This is a genomic window from Enterobacter sp. SA197, from assembly GCF_054131575.1.
Window position 1 is genome coordinate 4,635,252 of the sequence record NZ_CP096393.1, and the last position, 19,560, is coordinate 4,654,811.

A 19,560-nucleotide genomic window follows, 5' to 3' on the forward strand; every position below is an offset into this window, starting at 1 on the left:
TTACGGGTAACAGTTATCGGTAACATTGTCCTGCCGGGGTAATGGAGAAGCAATATCCATTCATGCCAGAAGTGAATAAGTGTGAGCTAGTTCAAATTTGTCAGACTAAATTGATCCACCCGGTGACAAAGTGAAACCTAAATCTAACAATTTTGGCGTAACTGTTTCACCTCGAATCCGCGCCAGCAGCCGTTCGGCACCGATACGCCCCATACGTTCACGCGGCGTCAGTACGCTGGCCAGACGGGGCTCCATCACCTGGCCGATGTCATGCCCATGAAACCCGGCAATCGCCATATCATCAGGAATGCTTAAGCCCAGACGCTGGCACTCAAAGGCAGCGCCAATGGCCAGGTCATCGTTGGTACAAAAGATCCCGTCAAGCTGCGGGTATTCGCGGCGGGCCTGTCGCATCAGGTCAATACCAGCAGAATAGGATGAAGACTGCTCCACCATTACACTGTAGGGCGTCAACCCGGCGTCGAGCATCGCCTGCTCATACCCCTTCTGTTTGATGATAGTACGTTCATCGAGACGTGCACCCAGGTAGGCCACACCACGGTGACCACGGGCAATGATAGCGGCCGTCATTTGCCGGGCGGCTTCGAAGTTATCGAATCCAACGGCGATATCCAGGCAGGGGGAGACGCTATCCATCAGCTCAAGTACCGGAATGCCGGCCACTTCTATCATCTTCAGTGTACGTGGCGTGTGAGTACGTTCGGTCAGGATCAGGCCGTCAATATTCCACGAGAGCATGGATTCAAGACGTTCCTCTTCCATCTCAGGCTTGTAGCCAAAGTGGGCCAGCATGGTCTGATAGCCCCATGCGTCGGTCACGCTTTCTATACCACGTAGAACTTCAGCAAATACCTGGTTGGTTAAGGAAGGCAGCAGAACGCCCACCGCACGACTGGTGGCGTTGGAGAGAATGTCAGGAGCGCGATTGGGAATATAACCCAGCTCATCAAGCGCGGCCGCGATTTTTCCCCGAAGGGCGATGGAGACTTGCTCCGGATTTCGCAGAAAACGACTGACCGTCATTTTGGTCACGCCCACGCGATCGGCCACATCCTGAAGTACGGGTCTTTTCTTTTTCATCGTCCTGAAGTAATAAGCTGAGAAATAATGGCTCAGTTTATCACGGACACTACGCAACCTTCCGGTGTTAACCAGAAGGTTGCGTCATTTATTTAAGCAGGATCATACTGGCGGCAGATCAAAGAGCAGAATTTCACTGTCACTGTCCGCATGAATCGACAGCGCTTGCTCATCCCAGATAGCCAGGCCGTCACTGGTGGTGGCTTTGGTTCCGTTAATCGTCACGTCCCCTTTCACTACCTGGATCCAGACTTTGCGATCCGCAGCCACCTGGTAAACCGACTGCTCATCTTTCAGCAAGGCCCAGCGATACAGTTCCATATCCTGATGCACTTTCAGGGAGCCTTCACGGGCATCCGGAGAGAGTACCAGCTGGCGGCCCTGCTTCGCGTCAAAACGACGCTGCTCATAGCGAGGCGTAATGCCCGTTGCTTCTGGAATAATCCAGATCTGGTACAGACGCAGTGGCTCGGTGGCGCTCGGGTTGTACTCGGAGTGACGCACCCCGGTGCCGGCGCTCATAATCTGGAATTCACCTGCCGGTACCTGCTCTTTGTTGCCCATGCTGTCTTTGTGTTCCACAGCACCCTGCAACACGTAGGTCAGGATCTCCATATCTTTATGGGGGTGAGTCCCAAAGCCCTGGCCGGCGTCAATTACGTCGTCATTGATAACGCGCAGTGCTGAGAAGCCCATGAAGTTAGGATCATGATAGTTGGCAAATGAAAAGGTATGCCAGGAGTCCAGCCAACCATGATTTGCATGGCCACGGTCGTTTGCTTTGCGTAAGTAAATCATGTTTTCACCCTCGTGTTCGTTTCGATGGAGTCAGTGTGTACCCGATCGAACCGCAATCATAGAGGGTGAAAATTGACTCCTCTGTTCAAAAAAAATGAACAAGTTAAAATAAGCTTAAATCCCCTGCTTTGCGAGGGTTACCGTGGCTGGTGAGGCCTGCTCGAAGGCCCGCTCCAGGATCTCAAGATTAGTGAGAACGTCAGATTCCTTGACGTAATTGTCCACCCCGTCATTGATGGTGGCATAAAGCGCATCATAGACCTGGCCGTAATCCCCCTGCTCCGGCGGCAGAATTTCTCTTACCGTCTCGCCGGCACCGTTAATGTACTCCAGCACACCAGTGCTTTCATCAGCCGCAAAGCCCGGTTCACCCGGCATGATGTTAGCTTTTAGGCTGGTCTCCTGCTGGTCGATACCGTACTTGATAAATGATCCTCTGGTGCCATGAACAATGAATTTCGGATAGTCGATTTTCACCAGGTGGCTGGTTTTGACGATTGCCTTCAGGTCACCAAAGAACAGCTGCGCTTCGAACGTATCATCAGGATTGGCTTTATTGCGCAGGCTGCGAAGGTCATAAGCCACATGATCGGGGCGACCAAACAGTGAAATAATTTGATCCAGGGTGTGTACGCCCAGCCCATAGAAGAACCCATCCTGCGGCAGGCCAGGCCTGGTCTCTGCAACAGGACGGTAGTAGTCGAAATGGCTCTCTACTTCGACAATCTCCCCTAATTTGCCGCTCTCAATCACCTTTTTTGTCATCAGGAAACAGGAGTCAAAGCGGCGATTCTGATAAGGCGTAACGGTAAGTCCTTTACTTTTTGCCAGGGTAAACAGCGTGATGGCTTCTGCCAGAGTGGGCGTAAACGGTTTTTCGACCAGTACGTTTTTGCCGGCTTCCAGCGCCCGTTTTGCATATTCAAAGTGGCTGTCAGCATGCGTACAGACGATCACCAGTGCGATTGTCGGGTCGTTGAGCACCTCATCAAGATCGCTGGTGAAATGAATATGTTGATACTGCGGGTTCTGCTCTTCCGGCTTCGCGCTGCGCCGGAAAATGTGGCTCACTCGCCAGTTCTCTTTGCGGTTAAGAACATACGGAAGATGGTAACGGGTCGTACTTTTGCCAAAGCCGATAAAGGCACAGTTCAGGGTCATGATGCGGTCCTTGTTTTGCGTCACTGCGTTAAACCTTAGCGCAGTCAGTTGGTGATAAAAACCGCCGGGCGTCTGAGATTAAAACATCCATTAACTGAATGGCTGGAAACATCACCACCTTTATTCTGTATAAAACAACAAAATACAAGGGCTTATAAATCCTAAAGTGCTGCGTCTGACCTTGACGCAAACCGTTCAATTCCGCATAAGAGAGCCGCGTTTTTGCACGTACGTCAGCACAGGCGTTGCTGATAATCCCGAAAGGTGGCTCAGGATCTTCCATGGAAAGAAAATACTACCTGCTCAACCTCACTTTTTTATTGTGGCTGTTTGCCTTGTTAGCCTGGTGTCTGGGTGAACATACCCTGGCCCGTATTGCAGGATTACTGGCCGTTGCTGCCTTTATCATTCAACTCGTTCAAGGATGGATAATACCGATGTTCAAAAAACAAAAGCCCGCTGAAGCGTCTGCCACGCCGACCACACCCGCTCCGGTGAATGAAACAGTGACCAGCGCACTGGAAAAACATACCAATACGGTTATCGCCAGCGATGTGCATGTGGAAGGCAATATCGTTTCGGCGACACCGGTCTACATACACGGCAGTCTGCACGGCAACATCACGGCGCCTGAAGGTCTGATAAAGGTTATGCGCACGGGCTCAGTGGAAGGTAACGTGACCTGCCGCGAGCTGATTATTGACGGGACGATTCAGGGTCAGTGCCTCGCAGATACCGTTGAAATTTATGAAAACGGACGAATCAATGGCACCCTCGCATACCGGCAACTGGCGATAAAAAAAGGAGGTCAGTTTATCGGGCAGGCCGATATCCAGCCGCCTGAGCAGACGAAGAACAACGTAGTGGGGTTGAAAACTGAGGCCTCTTTAGCGCAAAGCGATAAACCTGCAGATGGTCTAAATGAGCAAAAAAAAAGCCAGCACCCGGCTGGCTAAAAAATACTGGAAGCAATGTGAGCAATGTCGTGCTTTCAGGATTACCGCATAGGTTTCCCTGAACGCATGACAATAATAATCATTATCATTCGCACTTGTCCACTCCTATTTTGCAAAAAATGCTGCTTGACTCACTTTGGCAACTCGGTGAAGTTGAAAGGGAACATTCAAAAAGGAGAAAGGAAATGAGTAGCATCGTGATCCGCCATGCAGAAGCCCGTGACGCAGAGCCCTTACGTCAGATTAATGCGCATCCGGAGGTTTATCACGACACGCTACAACTTCCTTATCCTTCTATGGACATGTGGAAGGAGCGACTGGAACCACGAGCCGGCCGCCGCCACCTTGTCGCCTGTATTGACGATGTGGTGGTAGGCCATGTGGTGGTGGATGTTGAACAAAATCCACGCCGCAGCCACGTGGCCACCTTTGGCATCAGTGTTTCCAGCGCATTCCGTGGACGTGGTGTAGGCAGTGCTATGCTGCGCGAAATGGTCAATCTCTGCGATAACTGGCTGCGCATTGAGCGCATTGAGCTGACGGTTTTCGTCGACAACACCCCGGCGCTGGCGCTCTACCGCAAGTTTGGTTTTGAAGTGGAAGGCACCGGCAAGAAATTTGCTCTACGTAACGGTGAATATGTGGATGCCTGTTTTATGGCGCGGGTGAAATAAATTTAAAAACCCCTCTTTCAGTAATAGAGGGGTGATTAATAGAAATAACATATAATTTTTATTAAATATACTCCACATCTATAACACCCGACATCTTATGCTCCATCTCACATCTAAAATATAGAAACTCTTAAAATATAGACCTTCCTTTAAATAAATAGTAAAAGATACTTTTCTAAAGGGAATTTAGAAATGGAAAATATAATATACCTTTCAATAAATGGCACACAGCAAGGTTTAATATCTTCCGGATGTTCAACGCAAAAATCTATAGGTAACAACTATCAGTCAACTCATGAAGATGAAATTTTCATTTATGAATTGATAAGCGAAATGACGCGTGAACAAAACGTCATGGTACAGCCAGTCCAAATAAGAAAACCTACCGACAAATCAACACCACTGTTAGCTCACGCTGTAGCGAACAATGAATAACTTGAATGCATATTTAAAGTTTACCGTTCTTCTCGAGGGGGAGGCATGGAATTCTACTTCCAGCTAAGGCTCCTCAAAGCTCATATAAATCATATACGTTTTTATTATCCAAACTCATTGACTCATAACGACAGTCAGCCGTAAGAAAGCATCTCTTTCATTTATGAACCAGTTTTATGGGAACATATCGCCGCAGGAACCAGCGCATGGAGTTTATGGGAAGAGAGGATATTCAAAATGGGAACGGCAGCCATCATTTATTTGAGAATCGATCTTGAACGCTATGCATTAGCGCTATGTTGCGTCGCCAACCTCGGGGCTACATTTTTTATAAAATCCACATTATCAAGAATGGAATACATTCAGGAGATTGGGAATTTAATAACAGAAATCACCAAAGAATTCAATTTAACTTCTGATGTCAACGAGCAATGACTATGGAAATAATTTTTGTTGAAATCCAGAATGTTAAAAATCATCCAGGCTGGCTCTATGGGTTATAAATTCAAAATAACATTTCTGGATGAAGATTATAAATTTGATAATTATTCATCACCAAAATGGCTTAGACATAAATCATCTAGATATGTAGACAATCCATATCTCAGGAAGTTCTTTTGGAGTCTTAACACTATGATAAATGAACTTATATTTCATCAAAATCATCTTGAAACATAAACTAAATGAGAAAGAAAGATTCTTTTTAGCTTGATACAAACACATTGTCGTTACAAAAAGGAATATCACCCCGTAAATATAAAACGCTTTTAACCCATCATTTTCAAAAACAGAGAAAACAAGGAAGACAAAGGCTATAGTAGAAATCATTCCGATGGATGATGCACAAAAACCAGATAAGGACATTATTGTATAAATAAAATCTTGCTTTTCATCTACCGCAATACCATTTTTTCGGGCAATTTTATTCATTTTCGTATAGCGCCCCTTCAGGTAAAAGGTCTTTCTTCGTCAGAATCGATAAAATAATTTCCCTTGCATTCATCCTTATTCTCCATTCATCAGCAATCTTTGTCATCAAAAATATCACTACTTGAGTATTTCCTGAGACACCACCTTAATCTAAGGAGTTTGAGATAAGTGAGCCAGGGTAATCTTAATGTTGAGCAACTTCTTACACAGAAACATGCCACAATAAAAACATGAACACCACATAACGATATGAAATACATATCAAAAACGCTATCCATAAATAGAAAAGAGATTAACAAATAACAAAATGAGACATAATTAACAATCCAGACGTATTCGGCAGACATCTTTGCATAATGCAAAATAAGATTCATCACGGTCTCGCTTTCCGTGGGCCTCTCCCCTTCAGAATAAACCTGATCGACTAAGGATTTATATCGACGTTTGAACCATAAAAGTTCTTTATAAGTAAAACCCGTGATAATTCTCTTCCTGACATTCATAGCACCTCCTGGCAAAATAAACATTTTGCGGAGATTTTATATAAACGCAAATCTTTAGTTTAATTTTCTATATTTTATTCGCACCAGAAATATATAAACTTTTAATTAATCATCGTGAAGGCCCTTTTTAGCAAAAGGGCCTTTATTATGTTTAATATCCTGCCGTTAAATCATCCACTGTCCTTGGGTCAGATGCCCCATACAACATGCCATCCGGGCCGACCATAATGCTCTGCGTGCTGCCCATTGCCTCTTTCACTGCCACCTTCTGCCCTTTCTGCTCAAGCAGTTTAAGGGTATCAGGGCTAAAGCCTTTTTCGACGCGCAGCTCATCCGGCAACCATTGATGATGGAAGCGCGGTGCATTGGTGGCTTCGGCGACGTTCATCCCAAAGTCAATGCTGTTCACGACCATTTGCAGTACGGTTGTGATGATGCGGCTACCGCCTGGGCTACCGGTGACCAGCCAGGTTTTACCGTCTTTGACCACGATAGTCGGCGACATCGAGGACAACGGACGTTTGCCCGGCCCCACGGCATTAGCATCGCCGCCCACCAGCCCGTAGACGTTAGGCACGCCGGGTTTAGCAGAGAAGTCATCCATCTGATTATTCATCAGAATACCGGTATTCCCCGCCACGATGCCTGAACCAAACGTCGTGTTCAGGGTGTAGGTCACCGCAACAGCGTTGCCGTCTTTATCCACAACCGAGTAGTGTGTCGTCTGGTTACTTTCATATGGCTCAAGCTTACCGGGGCGAATCTGGCTTGACGGTTTCGCCTTATTAACGTCGATCTGCTGGGCCAGGGATTTGGCATACTCTTTATTGGTCAGCGCCTGCCAGGGAACCTTAACGAAATCCGGGTCGCCTAAATATTCCGACCGGTCGGCATAAGCGTATTTTTCCGCCTCAGCCATCACCTGCAGGGCGTCCGCGCTGCCAAACCCATATTTAGCGAGATCGAAATTCTCCAGAATATTAAGAATTTGCACAATATGGATCCCGCCAGAAGAAGGCGGCGGCATTGAATAAACCTGATAGCCACGGTACTCGCCGCTAATCGGGGTGCGCTCGACAGCTTTGTAATTCGCCAGATCGTCTTTGGTGATAAGACCACCGTTTTTACTCATCTCCTCGGCAATCTGATCGGCAATCGGCCCCTTATAGAAGGCGTCGGGACCTTTTTCAGCAATCATCTCAAGACTTTTGCCAAGATTGCTCTGCACCAGTTTCTCACCCTTCGTCAGCGGCTCACCCTCTTTCCAGAAAATGGCTTTACTGCTGTCGTGGTTCGGCAGCACTTCGCTACCGTAAGTTTTGAGGTCATCTGCCAGGGCATCATTGACCACAAATCCCTGCTTCGCGAGTTTGATGGCGGGCTGTACCACTTTGTTAAGCGGCATTGTGCCGTATTTCCCGAGCGCCAGAGAGAAACCCGCGACCGTGCCCGGTGTGCCTGAAGCTAAATGGGAGGTCAGTGATTTCTTGCTGTCCGGGTTACCCTGCTCATCAAGGAACATGTCACGGGTGGCAGCAGCCGGAGCCATTTCGCGAAAATCGATAGCCGTTGTGTTCCCCTCTTTGGTGCGGATCATCATAAACCCACCACCACCGAGGTTACCTGCCTGAGGGTGCGTCACTGCCAGCGCGTAACCTACCGCCACGGCAGCATCTACGGCATTCCCCCCTTGCCTTAGGATCTCAACCCCGACCCGAGTGGCGGTATCGTCAACCGAGGCCACCATACCCTGCCTGGCGCGAACCGGGTGAAAGACATCGGCCTCAACCCCATAGGATACCGGCGCAGGCGCCGCGACAGGCGGAGGGGCGGCTGCAACGCTAAAACATCCTCCCGCCGTCAGAGCGGCGATGGCCACCCAACGTGCAAACTTCTGCTTCATCATCGTCCTTCTCCTTCAATTGGGGCGACAGTCCCCGCTTAAGCCTGGTTCAGAACTCTTAAAAGATCATCGAAATGTCTGAAAGCAAGTAAACTTAGGAGAAGCCTCACACGGAGGAGATGACCATGAAACCACTGATTCTTGTGGCGGCATTTTTGCCGTTTACCGCATTCGCACAGCCTTTAAATACCCTGAATAACCCTAACCAGCCGGGTTATCAGATACCCAGTCAGCAGCGAATGCAGACGCAAATGCTCAACCAGCAACAGCAGCAAAAGGGGATGCTGAATCAAAATTTGCAGACGCAAACCCGCCTGCAACAACAGCATCTTGAATCACAGATTAATAACAACTCTCAGCGGGTACGCCAGTCGCAACCGGGCGAACTCAATGCGGGTCAGCAACAAATCTTACCCAACACCCATGGCGGCATGTTGAATCAGAGTGTCAACAGCGATGCGCCGCTAACCCAGCAACAGCATATGCTGCCATCCCAACAGACCAACGGTATGCTGAATCAGCACTCTGTCAGCACACCGCAGGCCAATATTCCGTTGAAGACGGTCACGCCCTAAGGTTGAAAATGGGGACCGATGACGTCAATCGCATCGGTGCAGATACAGTCAACGCCCCAGCGTAACAGCTCTGCTGCACGCTGCGGGTTGTTGACGGTATAGACCAGAATATGCAATCCAGCGTCACGCAGCGCGGCAACACGCGCCTCGTCAAGCAGACGATGATTAAGGTGAATGGAGACGCAGCCGAGACGCGTCGTCAATGCATGCCAGTCATCCCGCCATTCGTCCAGCAGCAAACCACGGGGCAGTTCCGGTGCTGCCTGTTGCGCCGCCTCCAGCGCATCAATCTCAAAGGATGATAACAGCGGCGGCGTCATGCCCTGCCACAACTCGCGAGCCGCCAGTGCGACGGTTTTCCCGGTCAGTGGGCCTGTGCCGGTGGTCGGTTTAATCTCTATGTTTGCCAGCAGCCCGTGGTCGCGGCAACGCCCGGCGACGTCGGACAGTTGCGCCAGGGGTTCGCCCTTAAATTCCCGACTAAACCAGCTGCCTGCATCCACTTTCAGCAGATCGTTCCACGTTAGATCACCCGCCACACCCCAGCCGTTACTGGTGCGTTCAAGATTGTCATCATGCAGCAGGAAAATATGCCCGTCTTTTGACAGCTTGACGTCAAACTCAATCATGGTGTGACCGTAGCGGGCACCTACGTCAATTGCCGCCAGCGTGTTTTCCGGTGCCAGTTTTCCGCCGCCACGGTGGGCGACGATGTGGGGGTAAGGCCAGTTGCTCATATGCGTTGTCCTGTTTCACCGTCGAAGAGGTGCAGGTGATTTTCCGGCAGATGCAGCCATAATGTACTGCCCTGCACCGGACGCTCCTGATGGGGCAAACGCACCACCAGTTTGTGGTTGCCCCAGCGACCATGCGCCAGGTTATCCGCACCGAGCATTTCCAGGGTATCCAGTACCAGCGGTACCCCACCTGCGGCCTGTGAGCTTAACGCAATATGTTCCGGGCGGATACCCAGCGTCATTTTGCGCCCGGCATAGCCGCGGTAGAACCAGTTAATCGGCAGTGCCATGCCGCTGTCGAGTTCAAAATGGGTGCCGGTGCTGCTGATGCGACCATCCAGTAAGTTCATTGCCGGGCTGCCGATAAAGCTCGCCACAAAACGACTGGCCGGCTTTTCATAAACTTCTATCGGCGTACCAATCTGCTCTGCAACACCTTTGTTCATGACCATCACGCGTTGCGCCAGGGTCATCGCCTCCACCTGGTCATGGGTCACATACAAGGAGGTGGTTTTCAGACGACGATGCAGATGTTGTAACTCAAGACGCATCTGCACGCGCAGTTTGGCATCGAGGTTAGAGAGGGGTTCATCAAACAGAAACACCGCCGGGTCACGCACTATTGCCCGCCCCATAGCGACGCGCTGACGCTGACCACCGGAGAGCTCACGAGGGCGGCGCTTGAGCAGGCCATCGAGCTCCAGAATACGGGCCGCTTCCTTGACCCGCTCGGCAATATGCTCTTTGCCCATGTTACGGATTTTCAGCCCCCACGCCATGTTCTCTTCCACGCTCATGTGCGGGTAGAGCGCGTAGTTCTGAAACACCATCGCAATCCCACGATCTTTGGGTTCCATTTCCGTCACGCGCTGACTGTCAATCCAGATATCGCCGGTACTCACGCGCTCCAGCCCCGCAACCATGCGTAGCAGCGTCGACTTACCACAGCCTGACGGCCCTACCATTACAATAAATTCGCCATCAGCCACATCAAGGGTTAGTGGCTGAATAACCTGCGTTTTTCCGCCATCCCAGCTTTTGGTTACAGCCTGTAATTTTAATCCTGCCATCTTATTTCTCACTGTCTACCAGGCCACGCACGAACGCGCGCTGCATGGCTAAAACGATAACGACCGGAGGGATCAGCGTAAGCAACATCGCCGCCATCACCTGGTTCCATTGTGTGGTGCCTTCGCCCGTGGCGATCATGCCCTTAATGCCTGCGACTGCGGTGCCCAGGTTGACGTCACTGATAATCAGCAGCGGCCACAGATACTGGTTCCAGCCGTAGATAAAGGTGATGACAAACAGCGCCGCAAGGTTGGTTCTGGAGAGCGGCAGCACGATATCCCGGAAAAAGCGCATCGGTGAGGCCCCATCAATGCGCGCCGCCTCAATCAGCTCATCCGGCAGGGTCATAAAGAACTGACGGAACAGGAAGGTGGCGGTCGCTGAGGCCATCAGCGGCAGCGTCAGGCCGGTGTAGCTGTCGAGCATTTTCAGGTTGGCGATGACTTCCACGGTCGGGAAAATACGCACTTCAACCGGCAGCATCAGGGTGATAAAAATCATCCAGAAGAAGAGATTACGCAGCGGAAAGCGAAACCAGACGATAGCGAAAGCGGAGAGCATCGACACCGCGATTTTCCCCACGGTAATGGAGAAGGCCATGATGAAACTGTTGGTCAGCATCAGCCAGAACGGGGCGCTGTTTACCCCCACGCCCTGCGTCCAGATGGTGCGCAGGTTTTCCCACAAATGGGTGCCAGGAATTAGCGTCATCGGCGTGTCATAGACGGCGTTAATGTCCAGCGTGGCGGTGACGAAGGCGACGTACATGGGAAACAGGATCGTCACAATGCCCAGAATCAGCATAACGTGGCTGAATAAGGTTAGCCCGGGGCGGTTCTCAATCATTGGTAACGCACCTTACTTTCAACATAACGGAACTGGACGACGGTCAGCACGATAACCAGGAACATCAGCACCACCGACTGTGCGGCAGACGCCGAGAGATCCAGTCCAACAAAACCTTCTCGGTAAATCTTGTAAATCAGGGTCGTCGTGGCCTGTACCGGACCACCCGCCGTCGCGGCGTCAATGACCGGGAAGGTGTCAAAGAAGGCATAAACCAGGTTGACCACCAGCAGGAAGAAACTCACCGGGGCTATCAGCGGCAGTGAGAGCCTGAAGAACCGACGAACCGGCCCGGCACCGTCTATCGCGGCGGCTTCAACCAATGAACGCGGGATGGATTGCAGCGCGGCGAAGAAGAACAGGAAGTTGTAGCTGATCTGCTTCCAGACGGAGGCGAAGACCACCAGGAACATCGCCTGACCACTGTTCTGCGCGTGGTTCCAGTCGTAGCCGAACTGCTCAAGAAAATGGGTAATCAGCCCGCGGCCTGGGTTGAAGAGGAAGATCCATAACACGGCAGCAACCGCCGGGGCGACGGCATAGGGCAGCAGCATCAGCGTCTGATAAATGCGGCTGCCGCGCACCACGTTATCCACCAGGGCGGCAAAAAACAGGGAGCTGAAGAGGCCAAAAAAGGTTACCAGCGCACTGAAGCGCATCGTCGTCCAGAAGGACTCGAGATAGTAGCTGTCACGGAACAGGGCGGAAAAGTTGTCCAGCCCGACAAAGGTGCTGGAAAGCCCGAAGGGATCAACGCTCTGTACCGAGTACCACAGCGCTTCGCCCGCAGGCCAGATAAAGAATATAACGGTTATAACCAGTTGGGGCGCGACCAGCAGATAGGGCAGCCAGCGCGAACGAAACACCGGACGGGATGAGGACATAGTTAAGCTCTGCGTTGTATTTTCCCCTCACCCTAACCCTCTCCCCAGAGGGGCGAGGGGATGGTTTGCACCCTCTCCCTTTCAGGGAGAGGGCCGGGGTGAGGGTGTAAGCTATTAAGACTTCGTGGATTGCTCGAAACGACGCAGCAGCTGATTACCACGCTCTACAGCGGCATCCAGCGCCTGTTGCGGGGTTTTCTTACCGGTCCACACACTTTCCAGTTCCTCATCCACGATGGTACGGATCTGCGGCATGTTGCCCAGACGCAGACCCTTGGTGAACGGCAACGGCGGCTTGTTCAGCATCTGACGGGTGGCGATATCAGCCCCTGGATTCTTGTCGTAGAAACCCTCTTTACGGGTCAGCTCATACGCCGCAGTGGTGATAGGCAGATAGCCCGTTTTCTGGTGCCATTCAGCCGCATTTTCTGGTTTAGCGAGGAATTCCAGGAACTGAGCAACGCCGGTATAAGTGGCTTTGTCTTTGCCCTGCATGACCCACAGGCTGGCACCACCAATGATGGCGTTCTGCGGTGCGCCTTTCACGTCAGCGTCGTAAGGCATCATGCCAACACCGTAGTTAAATTTGGCGTAATGGCGAATGTCTGCCAGAGAACCAGAAGAGGCGGTCGTGATGGCGCAGTCACCGTTGTAAAACTTCTCGGTAGACTCATCTTTACGACCAAAATAGCTGAAATCGCCCTTCTTATTCAGCTCCTGCAACATCGCGATATGTTTCACCTGCTCTGGCTTATTGAACTCAAGCACAGCATCCGTACCATCGAAGCCATTGTTTTTAGTGGCGACCGGCAGACCGTGCCAGGCGCTGAAGTTTTCGATCTGGATCCACCCCTGCCAGCCGCTGGCGTAACCGCACTTCATCCCTGAGGCTTTGAGTTTGGCCGTGTAAGCTGCCAGGTCCTGCCAGGTTTTTGGCGGCTGCTCAGGATCTAAACCGGCTTTTTTGAAAGCGTCTTTGTTGTAGTACAGCACCGGCGTGGAACTGTTGAATGGCTGAGACAGCAGGTGACCGGTTTTAGAGTCGGTGTAGTAACCGGACACGGTCGGGACGAACTGAGATTCGTCGAAAGTGATACCGGCATCTTTAAAGACTTCGTAGACTGGCTTAATTGCCTTCGAGGCCATCATGGTCGCCGTGCCCACTTCATAAACCTGCAGCATGGCAGGCGCATTACCGGTACGGAACGCAGCAATGCCGGCACTCAGGCTCTGCTCGTAGTTCCCTTTGTACACCGGCACAATTTTGTAATCCGGGTGGGTTTCGTTAAAACGTTGCGCCAGGGATTCAACTTCTTTACCCAGTTCCCCTTCCATGGAATGCCAGAACGGGATAGATGTAGCGGCCATTGCGTTGCCTGCGAAGATCAACCCAAGTGCCAGACCTAAAGCTGTGTGTCGTAACGGTGTCATTCGGTTTTCTCTCTTGTTGTGCCGGATGCGCGATATCACGCGTTTTATGCTCGCGAGGTAACATGACACGCTCGAATTACAGAAAAATAACCGTTTAATTACAATAAAGTGACAACCAGGCGTCAGAGAGATGATGACAGGATGATGAATTGGTGAAGGTTAGATGGCGAGGTAATGTGTGGCCTGATGCCCTCACCCCGGCCCTCTCCCACAGGGAGAGGGAGCAAACACTAAAAACGGCAACTAACAACGTTGCCGTTTTGCTTTTACCTATCCGCCCAGATAGGCGCTACGTACCGCTTCGTTAGCCAGCAGCGCATCACCGGTGTCTTCCAGCACCACGTGGCCGTTTTCCAGCACATAGCCGCGATCCGCGAGTTTCAGCGCCTGGTTGGCGTTCTGCTCGACGAGGAAGATGGTCATTCCTTCTTTACGCAGCTGTTCGATGGTGTCGAAAATCTGCTGGATAATGATCGGTGCCAGACCCAACGAGGGTTCATCAAGCAGCAACAAACGCGGCTGGCTCATCAGCGCACGACCAATCGCCAGCATCTGTTGCTCACCACCAGACATGGTCCCCGCACGCTGCACCCGACGTTCATGCAGACGCGGGAAGAGATCGTAAACACGCTTAATGCGGCTCTGGAACTGTTCGCTGTCAGCAAAGAAGCCGCCCATCGCCAGATTCTCTTCCACCGTCATACGGGAGAATACGCGACGCCCTTCCGGAACAATCGCGACCGCTTCACGCATGATTTTTGCCGTCTGCCAGTCGGTAATATCTTTGTCATCAAAGACAATACGACCACTTGTGGCACGTGGATCGCCGCAGAGCGTCCCCAGCAGCGTGGTTTTCCCGGCACCGTTGGCACCAATGAGGGTCACAATCTCGCCCTGATTGATATGCAGGCTGACGTCGTGCAGCGCCTGAATTTTGCCGTAGTGGGCACTAACTTTGTCAAAAGACAACATGACTTTTTCCATTTTATGCCTCACCAAGGTATGCGCGGATCACGTCCGGGTTGTTACGGATCTCTTCCGGGGTACCGTTCGCCAGCGGGGTTCCCTGGTTTACAACGTAAATACGATCGGAGATGCCCATTACCAGTTTCATATCATGCTCAATCAGCAGGATGGTGGTGTTGTGGTGACTGCGCAGTTCAACAATCAACTCATCCAGCTCTTTGGTCTCTCTCGGGTTCAGGCCAGCGGCCGGTTCATCAAGCATCAGAATTTCCGGCTGGGTAACCATGCAGCGGGCGATTTCCAGGCGACGCTGATCGCCATACGCCAGGTTACTGGCCTGGCGGTTAGCGTGCGCTAACAAACCAATACGCTCCAGCCAGATAGCCGCCCGATCGAGAGCTTCTGCTTGCGCGCGGCGGAATGAGGGCGTTTTCAACAGGCCAGAGAACACGCCGGTTTTCAACTGCTGATGCTGTGCCACCAGCAGGTTTTCAATCACCGTCATCTCACGGAAAAGACGCACGTGCTGGAACGTACGCACCACGCCCATGCGGGCGATCTGTTGTCCCGGTAGCCCCTCAAGGTGCTGGTCACGCAACATAATGGTGCCGCCGGTCGGCTTGTAAAAGCCGGTCAGGCAGTTAAACACCGTGGTTTTACCTGCCCCGTTCGGCCCGATAAGGGAGACAATTTCCTGAGGATGTAAATCAAGCGCCACGTTATTAACGGCCAGCAGGCCGCCAAAACGCATCATCAGGCCATTAACGGATAACAGTGGCTGACTCATGCCTGCTCTCCTTTCGCCTGACTATTTTTCAGTTTCAACTGTACGCGGGTCATCGGCAGCAAGCCCTGCGGACGCCAGATCATCATCAATACCATCAAACCACCCAGCATCAACATACTGTATTCATTGAAATCACGCATCAGCTCGCGCGACACCACCAGCAGAATCGCTGCGAGGATGACCGCAAACTGGGACCCCATACCGCCCAGCACTACAATCGCCAGTACAAACGCCGATTCCGCGAAGGTAAAGGATTCCGGGCTGACAAAGCCCTGACGAGCTGCAAACAGCGTACCGGCAAAACCTGCAAAAGCAGCACTAATGGTAAACGCGGTCAGCTTGATGCGGGTCGGGTTCAGCCCCAGAGAACGGCAGGCAATTTCATCTTCACGCAGGGCTTCCCAGGCACGGCCCAGGGGCATACGCAGCAGGCGGTTAATCACAAACAACGAGAAGACCACCAGCAACAGCGCCACCAAATAAAGGAAAATAACGCGATCGCTCGGGTCATACGGCACGCCGAAGAAGTTACTGAAGGTATCCCAGCCGCCTTCACGCGCGCTGCGGCTGAACTCCAGGCCAAACAAGGTCGGTTTAGGGATCTGGCTGATACCGTTCGGACCACCGGTAATTTCGGTATTGTTCAACAGCAGAATACGGACTATCTCACCGAAGCCTAAGGTCACGATCGCCAGATAGTCACCGCGCAGACGCAGTACCGGGAAACCGAGCAGGAAGCCCGCCGCCGCGGAGACCAGCGCCGAGAGCGGCAGGCAGGTCCAGAAACCGAGCCCGTAATAGTGATTCAGCAGCGCAAAGGTGTACGCGCCGATGGCGTAGAAGCCGCCGTAACCGAGCACCAGCAAGCCGGACAACCCCACCACCACGTTCAGTCCTAACCCCAGGATGATATAAATCATGGTCATGGTGGCGATATCAACAGTGCCGCGTGAAACCACAAATGGCCATGCTACGGCCGCCACCAACAGGGCAACCAGGAACAATTTCTGTTTAACGGTAGAACCGTCAATCGCGGGCAGGATGAATTTCGGGCCAGAGACGTTTTTCAGGCTCTTCTGGAACACCGGACGCAGAAGCTGGAAGAAGAACACAACTGCGGTGCCAATGAAGACCCACTCCCAGCGAATGCTCGCCGCGGTGTTGACCACGAGTTTGGTGCCATCCAGCTCTAACTGCACGCCCATAAAGACGCCCGCGAGCACGAAGAACATGGCAGCAGAGAGCAGCGCCATCGCAAAATGCATCGGTTTCATACTTTTTCAACCTCCGGGCGACCCAGGATACCGGTCGGCATCACCAACAGCACGATAATCAGCAGGGCAAAAGCCACCACATCTTTATATTCCGTACTCAGGTATGCAGAGGAGAGCGATTCCGTCACGCCCAGAATCAGACCACCGATCATGGCACCAGGAATGCTGCCGATACCGCCTAATACTGCGGCGGTAAAGGCTTTCATGCCCGCCATAAAGCCGATATACGGGTTGATAACGCCATAGAACTGACCGAGCAATACCCCCGCTACCGCCGCCATCGCTGCACCGATAACAAAGGTGAGCGCAATGACACGGTCGGTGTTAATACCGAGCAAACTGGCCATTTTCAGATCTTCCGAACAGGCGCGGCAGGCACGGCCCATGCGGGAGTAGCGAATGAATATGGTCAGCGCCAGCATAGAAACGAAGGTCACCACCCAGATAACTAACTGCATGGTGGTGATGGTCGCAGAGAAGTTTTCGCTGCTGCCTACGGTCCATTGACCGTTGAACAGACTCGGTAGCGCCACATCGCGCGACCCTTCGGTAAGGCTGACGTAGTTCTGCAGGAAGATGGACATCCCGATAGCGGAAATCAATGCAATCAGGCGCTTAGAGCTACGTACCGGACGATAGGCCACCCGTTCAATGCTCCAGCCATACGCACTCGCAATTACGATTGCGCCGACAAAGCCTGCGGTAATTAACAGCCAGCTTGCGTCAATACCCATCATCATCAGGGCAGCAATGATCATAAAGGAGACATAGCTACCAATCATATAAACCTCGCCGTGGGCGAAGTTGATCATGCCGATAATGCCGTAAACCATGGTGTAACCAATGGCGATCAACGCATACGTGCTTCCCAGCGTGACGCCGTTAAACATCTGCTGCAAGAAATAGAGAAACTGCTCGGACATAACGTAACCTTTTAAACCCGCAATAACGGGATGAGTTATTTAGCTACCGAAGACGACCCATCGGCGTGCCACTGAAAGACACCAAAATCAAATCCTTTCAAATCGCCTTTCTCATCCCAGTTCAGCGGCCCTATTACGGTTTTAGCCCCGTTGGCTTTTAAATCTTTCACCAGCGCCAGCGGTTCGTTGCTACCCGCGCGGTCAAGTGCCTGCGCCAGTGACTGCACGGCGGCATACGTGATCCAGACATATGGTCCACTCGGATCTTTTTTCTCTGCTTTCAGCGCATTGACAATGCTCTGGTTGGCCGGGTCCTGGTCATAGCGTTTTGGCATAGTGACCAGCATGCCTTCGCCCGCATCGCCCGCAATATTCGAAAGGGAGGCGTTACCCACACCTTCCGGACCCATAAACTGCGTTTTCAGGCCATTTGCACGAGCCTGACGCAGGATTTGGCCCATCTCCGGGTAATAACCACCGTAGTAAACAAAATCGATATTTTCTTTCTTCAGACGCGCCACCAGCGCAGAAAAATCTTTCTCGCCTGCGGTGATACCGTCGAAGAAGACAATATTGGCGGCGCTGGCTTTCAGGCTTTCCTGAACAGAGCGCGCCAGACCTTCACCGTACTGCTGCTTGTCATGAATAATGGCAATGCGCTGCGGCTTAACGGCGCTCAAAATATATTTCGCGGCGGTAGGCCCCTGAGAGGAGTCCAGTCCTGCGGTACGCATGATGTAGTTATAGCCGCGCTGGGTCAGTTCCGGGTTCGTTGCACCCGGGGAGATCATCAAAATGCCTTCGTCTTCATAAATGTCTGACGCGGGCTGGGTTGAGGATGAACAGAGATGGCCAATAACATACTGTATGCCGTCGTTTACGATTTTGTTAGCGACAGCCACGGCTTGTTTCGGGTCACAGGCATCGTCATATTCCACGGCAACCAGTTTATCGCCCTTGATGCCGCCTTTTGCGTTGATATCTTTGATGGCCTGACGTGCGCCATTGAACTCCATGTCACCCCACTGAGCAACCGGACCGGACATCGCACCCACAACCGCTACTTTAATATCTGCCGCCATGGCTGTATGGGACATTGCAAATGCAACCATCCCCGCGATAACTGTCTTCGCGTTCCTTTTCATACTTCAAATCCCCGTTCGTGATGTAGTGCCACACCTGTTTATCAGGTCATGTCGCAACGACATGAATCTCTAGTGTGAAAATTTTGTTTTTTTATGGTTAAAAAGCATTCTGTACTTTTAATAGACAACGCTATTTTTACCAGTGCCATGAATGGTTTAGCGCAGTTTTTTGGCAAAAACAAGACTAAATACTCTATTTTTCAGGCGATTAAGCAAAGATAATATTCTGAATTTATCAGGAGATAAACCAAAAAAGTTCAGTTGGCAGCATAAAATAATGGCACAAAGAGCGGAATAAAACGCTACCTTTTAGGGGAAAATGCTACCTGGTTTTTGATCTCTAATGTTTAAAACTGCAACATCGCCTGCCTTAAAAGTAATCGCCTGCAAAACGAAAAATAAAAAAGTAACAGCCCGCGTCAGGGGAAATTGTTTACACTGCCCTTATCTTGAAAGACAG

Annotated in this window: 19 protein-coding genes and 1 pseudogene; 5 read left to right on the plus strand and 15 right to left on the minus strand. The window is 51.4% G+C overall.

Translation table 11 applies throughout. The annotated features are described in order from the left end of the window. Positions 1-105: 105 nt before the first annotated feature. From gntR to M1D91_RS21780, 3 genes are all read right to left on the minus strand, one after another. Positions 106-1,101 carry a gluconate operon transcriptional repressor GntR gene (gntR, locus tag M1D91_RS21770; RefSeq protein ID WP_437434115.1) on the minus strand — a complete coding sequence of 332 codons (996 nt, stop codon included), beginning with the start codon at positions 1,099-1,101 and terminating at the stop codon, positions 106-108. Positions 1,102-1,203: 102 nt separating this feature from the next. Then, a complete protein-coding gene (locus M1D91_RS21775) occupies positions 1,204-1,899 on the minus strand; it encodes a pirin family protein (RefSeq protein WP_437434116.1) in 696 nt (231 codons plus the stop codon). A 114-nt stretch (positions 1,900-2,013) separates the two neighbouring features. Continuing rightward, positions 2,014-3,060 carry an oxidoreductase gene (locus M1D91_RS21780; RefSeq protein WP_437434117.1) on the minus strand — a complete coding sequence of 349 codons (1,047 nt, stop codon included), beginning with the start codon at positions 3,058-3,060 and terminating at the stop codon, positions 2,014-2,016. 281 nt (positions 3,061-3,341) lie between these two features. Between M1D91_RS21780 and M1D91_RS21785 the strand changes: the two genes are divergently transcribed. The 4 genes and pseudogenes from M1D91_RS21785 to M1D91_RS21800 all read left to right on the plus strand — a co-directional run bounded on the left by M1D91_RS21785 (position 3,342) and on the right by M1D91_RS21800 (position 5,560). Then, positions 3,342-4,016 (plus strand): bactofilin family protein, encoded by a 675-nt coding sequence (locus M1D91_RS21785; protein ID WP_437434119.1) that lies wholly within the window; start codon positions 3,342-3,344, stop codon positions 4,014-4,016. Positions 4,017-4,201: 185 nt separating this feature from the next. After that, positions 4,202-4,690: an N-acetyltransferase gene (yhhY, locus tag M1D91_RS21790; protein ID WP_437434120.1), complete on the plus strand. Its 489-nt coding sequence runs from the start codon at positions 4,202-4,204 to the stop codon at positions 4,688-4,690. Positions 4,691-4,882: 192 nt separating this feature from the next. Beyond that, positions 4,883-5,359 (plus strand): annotated as a pseudogene (locus tag M1D91_RS21795) (Hcp family type VI secretion system effector); the annotation flags it as partial. Between the two features lie 3 nt (positions 5,360-5,362). After that, positions 5,363-5,560, plus strand: coding sequence for a hypothetical protein (locus M1D91_RS21800; protein ID WP_437434150.1), 198 nt, complete (start codon positions 5,363-5,365; stop codon positions 5,558-5,560). A 141-nt stretch (positions 5,561-5,701) separates the two neighbouring features. Here the strand turns inward: M1D91_RS21800 and M1D91_RS21805 are convergent, their stop codons facing one another. Both M1D91_RS21805 and ggt read right to left on the minus strand, forming a co-directional pair. After that, on the minus strand, positions 5,702-6,055 hold the full coding sequence (locus M1D91_RS21805; protein WP_437434121.1) for a hypothetical protein: 354 nt from the start codon (positions 6,053-6,055) through the stop codon (positions 5,702-5,704). Between the two features lie 654 nt (positions 6,056-6,709). Beyond that, on the minus strand, positions 6,710-8,464 hold the full coding sequence (gene ggt / locus M1D91_RS21810; protein ID WP_437434122.1) for a gamma-glutamyltransferase: 1,755 nt from the start codon (positions 8,462-8,464) through the stop codon (positions 6,710-6,712). A 122-nt stretch (positions 8,465-8,586) separates the two neighbouring features. Between ggt and M1D91_RS21815 the strand changes: the two genes are divergently transcribed. After that, positions 8,587-9,036 (plus strand): DUF2756 family protein, encoded by a 450-nt coding sequence (locus M1D91_RS21815; RefSeq protein ID WP_437434123.1) that lies wholly within the window; start codon positions 8,587-8,589, stop codon positions 9,034-9,036. Here the strand turns inward: M1D91_RS21815 and ugpQ are convergent. From ugpQ to livK, 10 genes are all read right to left on the minus strand, one after another. Then, positions 9,033-9,773: a glycerophosphodiester phosphodiesterase gene (ugpQ, locus tag M1D91_RS21820; RefSeq protein WP_437434124.1), complete on the minus strand. Its 741-nt coding sequence runs from the start codon at positions 9,771-9,773 to the stop codon at positions 9,033-9,035. The two genes, M1D91_RS21815 and ugpQ, sit on opposite strands and share 4 nt — an antisense overlap. Next, on the minus strand, positions 9,770-10,843 hold the full coding sequence (locus M1D91_RS21825; protein ID WP_437434125.1) for a sn-glycerol-3-phosphate import ATP-binding protein UgpC: 1,074 nt from the start codon (positions 10,841-10,843) through the stop codon (positions 9,770-9,772). Before M1D91_RS21825 ends, ugpQ begins: the two co-directional genes overlap by 4 nt. A 1-nt stretch (position 10,844) precedes the next feature. Continuing rightward, positions 10,845-11,690, minus strand: a complete 846-nt coding sequence (gene ugpE, locus M1D91_RS21830; RefSeq protein WP_437434126.1) for a sn-glycerol-3-phosphate ABC transporter permease UgpE — start codon at positions 11,688-11,690, stop codon at positions 10,845-10,847. After that, complete coding sequence (gene ugpA, locus M1D91_RS21835) at positions 11,687-12,574, minus strand: sn-glycerol-3-phosphate ABC transporter permease UgpA (protein WP_437434127.1); 888 nt, start codon at positions 12,572-12,574, stop codon at positions 11,687-11,689. Before ugpA ends, ugpE begins: the two co-directional genes overlap by 4 nt. A gap of 114 nt (positions 12,575-12,688) precedes the next feature. Next, positions 12,689-14,005, minus strand: a complete 1,317-nt coding sequence (gene ugpB, locus M1D91_RS21840; protein ID WP_437434128.1) for a sn-glycerol-3-phosphate ABC transporter substrate-binding protein UgpB — start codon at positions 14,003-14,005, stop codon at positions 12,689-12,691. Between the two features lie 270 nt (positions 14,006-14,275). Then, positions 14,276-14,989 carry a high-affinity branched-chain amino acid ABC transporter ATP-binding protein LivF gene (gene livF, locus M1D91_RS21845; protein WP_437434129.1) on the minus strand — a complete coding sequence of 238 codons (714 nt, stop codon included), beginning with the start codon at positions 14,987-14,989 and terminating at the stop codon, positions 14,276-14,278. 1 nt (position 14,990) lies between these two features. After that, positions 14,991-15,758, minus strand: coding sequence for a high-affinity branched-chain amino acid ABC transporter ATP-binding protein LivG (livG, locus tag M1D91_RS21850; protein WP_437434130.1), 768 nt, complete (start codon positions 15,756-15,758; stop codon positions 14,991-14,993). Then, complete coding sequence (locus M1D91_RS21855) at positions 15,755-17,032, minus strand: high-affinity branched-chain amino acid ABC transporter permease LivM (RefSeq protein ID WP_437434131.1); 1,278 nt, start codon at positions 17,030-17,032, stop codon at positions 15,755-15,757. Before M1D91_RS21855 ends, livG begins: the two co-directional genes overlap by 4 nt. Continuing rightward, complete coding sequence (livH, locus tag M1D91_RS21860; protein ID WP_437434132.1) at positions 17,029-17,955, minus strand: high-affinity branched-chain amino acid ABC transporter permease LivH; 927 nt, start codon at positions 17,953-17,955, stop codon at positions 17,029-17,031. The genes M1D91_RS21855 and livH overlap by 4 nt, the downstream gene beginning before the upstream one ends. Positions 17,956-17,990: 35 nt before the next feature. Next, complete coding sequence (livK, locus tag M1D91_RS21865; protein ID WP_437434133.1) at positions 17,991-19,100, minus strand: high-affinity branched-chain amino acid ABC transporter substrate-binding protein LivK; 1,110 nt, start codon at positions 19,098-19,100, stop codon at positions 17,991-17,993. Between the last annotated feature and the right edge of the window lie 460 nt (positions 19,101-19,560).